The organism is Comamonas composti DSM 21721 (genome assembly GCF_000429845.1).
In the GTDB taxonomy this organism is placed as follows: Bacteria; Pseudomonadota; Gammaproteobacteria; order Burkholderiales; family Burkholderiaceae_C; genus Comamonas; species Comamonas composti.
In genome coordinates this window covers 1-3,127 of record NZ_AUCQ01000054.1, presented here as the reverse complement: position 1 = coordinate 3,127, position 3,127 = coordinate 1, and the positions used below count along the sequence as shown (strand labels likewise).

Below are 3,127 nucleotides of genomic sequence, written 5' to 3'. Positions count from 1 at the left end.
CATAGATTTCTCCAGATTCGGCCTGCTGTCAGGCCATTTTTACGGGAAGAAATCTCGCTTAGCCAACTGTTCAAAAAACCGGGGCCACTTCTCCAGGCTGAGGGCCTCCCAGGCTTTGACGCTTGAATCTTTTACGGAACTGACCATCGAAACTTCCCCAAATTGACGTAGCCGTCATTCTTTGGCGCCGAGGTCCAAATCACAAGAAGGGGGAGAAATTGGCGCTTACCAAAGATGGATGGCACTTCGAGGGATCTTTTTCAGTTTCTGAAATAGAGAACAAATTCGTCGTTCTGCATCGTGGCCTGGCTTCTAGCACAAAAATTTCTGCACCGCAGGATGAACTCCTCTTTCAAGAAGGTGAGAGGAAATACGTTACGCACCTTATGGCAGAAAGGAGCAAGGGGGTTGTAAAGGCGCTGAAGAGTGCCGAGTCATGGCTATGTGATATATGTGGTGAAGATTTTTTCGTCAGATACGGAATCAAATACATCGAGGCCCATCACAAGGTTCCTATATCCACCTATTCAGCGAGCTATGTCGTCAGCCTTTCTGACCTTTCTCTTCTCTGCCCGAACTGTCACAAGGCGGTTCATATCTACATGAAGAAGAGCGGCTATGAGTACGCGAAAATCAAAGAGATTTTGGGAACCAAGCCCAGCTCGAAGCATCAACCGGATACTGCACGATAAAGCCACGCAGCGCCTGTTAGCTCTACGTTGAGTGGTAGCTTCTGCTGCCACCGACTGCTGGTGGCAATGGATTCAACTGGTCACGCTAACAGCCTAACCAGCCGCAACCGGCACAGGCAGTCAGTTCAACCGAAATACGCAGATTTGAACGCTCAAGCCCTTTGAGACCCGCTTGGCGATGATCCTGGAGAGATTTCCAGCGACAACATGGAGCAAGCCACCATACTCACCCTCTGCGAGGAGAGGTCATAAAGTCGAGAATGATCTCGCCAATCTGCTTGGCCAGCAGCGGCGGTACTGCATTGCCGATCTGACCGTATTGCTCCGTCCGGTTCCCCTCGAAGAAGTAGTTATCGGGGAACGTCTGCAAACGAGCAGCCTCACGCACGGTCAGGCTGCGACACTGCCCGGGATCAGGGTGGATGTAGTAGTGTCCATCCTTCTTGATGTGAGCGACTACCGTAGATGACGGGAATTGCCCCAACTGGACGCGAAAGCGATCCTTGAATGGGATTGTCTCCGCATCCACGTTCACATGATCTGGCAGCAACCGCGGCGGGAAGTCATACAAATCCGGAGCATATTTTCTCGTCGCAGCAAAGCAGGCCGCAAACATATAGCGATGAAGGTCCGAGCGCATGTGGCTACGTGTCTCGTGCTGCAAGACTCCTCCAAGCTTTGGATCAAGATACCAGTTCTGCAAATCCTTGGGCATGCACCCACCCGGGACAACCGTGGTTTCCACGAATGGTGCACCAAACGTCGTCTGTTTTTCAGCCTTCTTGATGAATTTCACCATGGCCGCCTCGATGTCGCTACGCAGCGGCACGCGCCAGCCTTTCAGAGTTTGAGGCGATTGACGGAGCGCATCGATCCACGCCTCCCGTGAATCTGGCTCCTTGGACAAGCGGCTGCGCAGCTGGGGCAAACCGGCCAATGCGGCGCTCACACCAATTTTCTGGGGCTGCTTGCAAAGCAAGAACGACTCTGGATGCTCCCTGAGTGCAGAAGTTGTAGCCGCCACGTCCGAACGGATCCCGAACAGGATGACCCGGTGCCGACTCTGCGGAATACCGTGGTCGTCTGCCTCGATCACATAGTCGTTGGGCTCAAGTTCACCTTCGGTTTTGTGAACCACCAATGACCGGACTTCATATCTCAGGTCATCCCGAGGCGCCTTCAAGTCGGAAAGTATCTGCTCGAAGATGCGCTTACCGGAATTAGTGGAGTTGAGCATCCCCTTGACGTTTTCCATCACAAAGACCGCAGGAGCGAACTCCTGAATGATCCGCAGGTATTCGGTGTAGAGGAAGTGCTTGGCATCGGACTCGAACTTCTGCACGTCCTTGCTACGAAGCCGCGAGCGTCCAGCCAGCGAGTATGCTTGGCAGGGAGGACCTCCGATGAGCACCCAATCAGTCTGGTTGCCCAGCGCCTCACGAATCCAACCATCAACCTCCGTTGACGAAGTCACTCCGAGCTCCGCGCACCTGGCTTCCCTGGCCGCATCCTCCGCAGCCTCCTTGATTTCGGGATGATCAAGAAACTGCTCACGCGTTAGCTTGCCACGGACGTAATCGTAGTAGCAGCTCGGAACTTTCCCCTTGGAGAATTTGCGGAAGATCGCCCGCAACAGCAGTGTCCGGTGCGCAACCGCGTCCTTCTCAATCGAGACCTTGACGGCGAATCGCCGTTCACCAGCCGCATCGACGACAGACGAAAACCCTTCGCACAGTCCTCCCGGTCCGGCGAACAAATCGATCACCGGAATTACTCCACGCTGAGTCATTAGTTCTACTTTTGGTATCAATGGACCTTAGCCGCAGGTGCCCGAATTGGGACGCTTGGACAGCTCTTATGGCCATTTATGAATTGTAAATTCAATACGATCGCCCTCGACGCGCCGGGGAAGACAGTCCCAGCGAGCGCTATGATTAGCTGGCAATTCGCAAGCGGGTAGGCCGGAGGATATCTTCATACGACGCTAATCATCTCCTGGCAGAGTGGCCTCTAGCGACCGGTTTGAATACAGTTGCCGTTCTTCGCGGACAGCTAGTGACTAGCTGGTCACAGCCTAAAGCCGAAGTCGCAGCGCAATCTGCACTTGCGGAAATGCTGGCCAGTTATCGCTCATGTTCGGCGCGAAAATTACCTTCCGAGTGCTCCCGTAAAAGAAGCTAGGCCGATCCCACGCATATAGTCCAGGATCTTGCTCTCCTGCGCCTGCGCCTGCGCCGCCACATTGAGCATCGGCTCCGGCCGGTTGTACTTCATCAGCGTCTGCTCCTGACCATTGGCACCCACTGCCTGGATCTCACCATAGGTGAGGACTGCCAGCCCTGGGCGTGTCCGAATTTTTGTGTAAACGGGTCGGACTTCAGTTGGCGGAGATACGGTCTCCGAACTGAATGGTAAAGCGGATCAAGGCAGCCTTC

Annotated in this window: 3 protein-coding genes; 1 reads left to right on the top strand and 2 read right to left on the bottom strand. The window is 54.2% G+C overall.

All coding sequences use genetic code 11. The annotated features are described in order from the left end of the window. The first annotated feature begins 218 nt into the window (after positions 1-218). Positions 219-692 carry an HNH endonuclease gene (locus tag G486_RS22700; protein ID WP_051303645.1) on the top strand — a complete coding sequence of 158 codons (474 nt, stop codon included), beginning with the start codon at positions 219-221 and terminating at the stop codon, positions 690-692. Between the two features lie 226 nt (positions 693-918). Here the strand turns inward: G486_RS22700 and G486_RS0116900 are convergent, their stop codons facing one another. Both G486_RS0116900 and G486_RS24715 read right to left on the bottom strand, forming a co-directional pair. Beyond that, complete coding sequence (locus G486_RS0116900) at positions 919-2,457, bottom strand: DNA cytosine methyltransferase (protein WP_245587358.1); 1,539 nt, start codon at positions 2,455-2,457, stop codon at positions 919-921. Between the two features lie 383 nt (positions 2,458-2,840). Next, on the bottom strand, positions 2,841-2,966 hold the full coding sequence (locus G486_RS24715) for a hypothetical protein (RefSeq protein ID WP_281171918.1): 126 nt from the start codon (positions 2,964-2,966) through the stop codon (positions 2,841-2,843). Positions 2,967-3,127: the final 161 nt, after the last annotated feature.

Excerpts from the sequence above, each read along its gene's own strand:
- G486_RS24715 (WP_281171918.1), bottom strand. The coding sequence starts at position 2,966 with ATGAAGTACAACCGGCCGGAGCCGATGCTCAATGTGGCGGCGCAGGCG.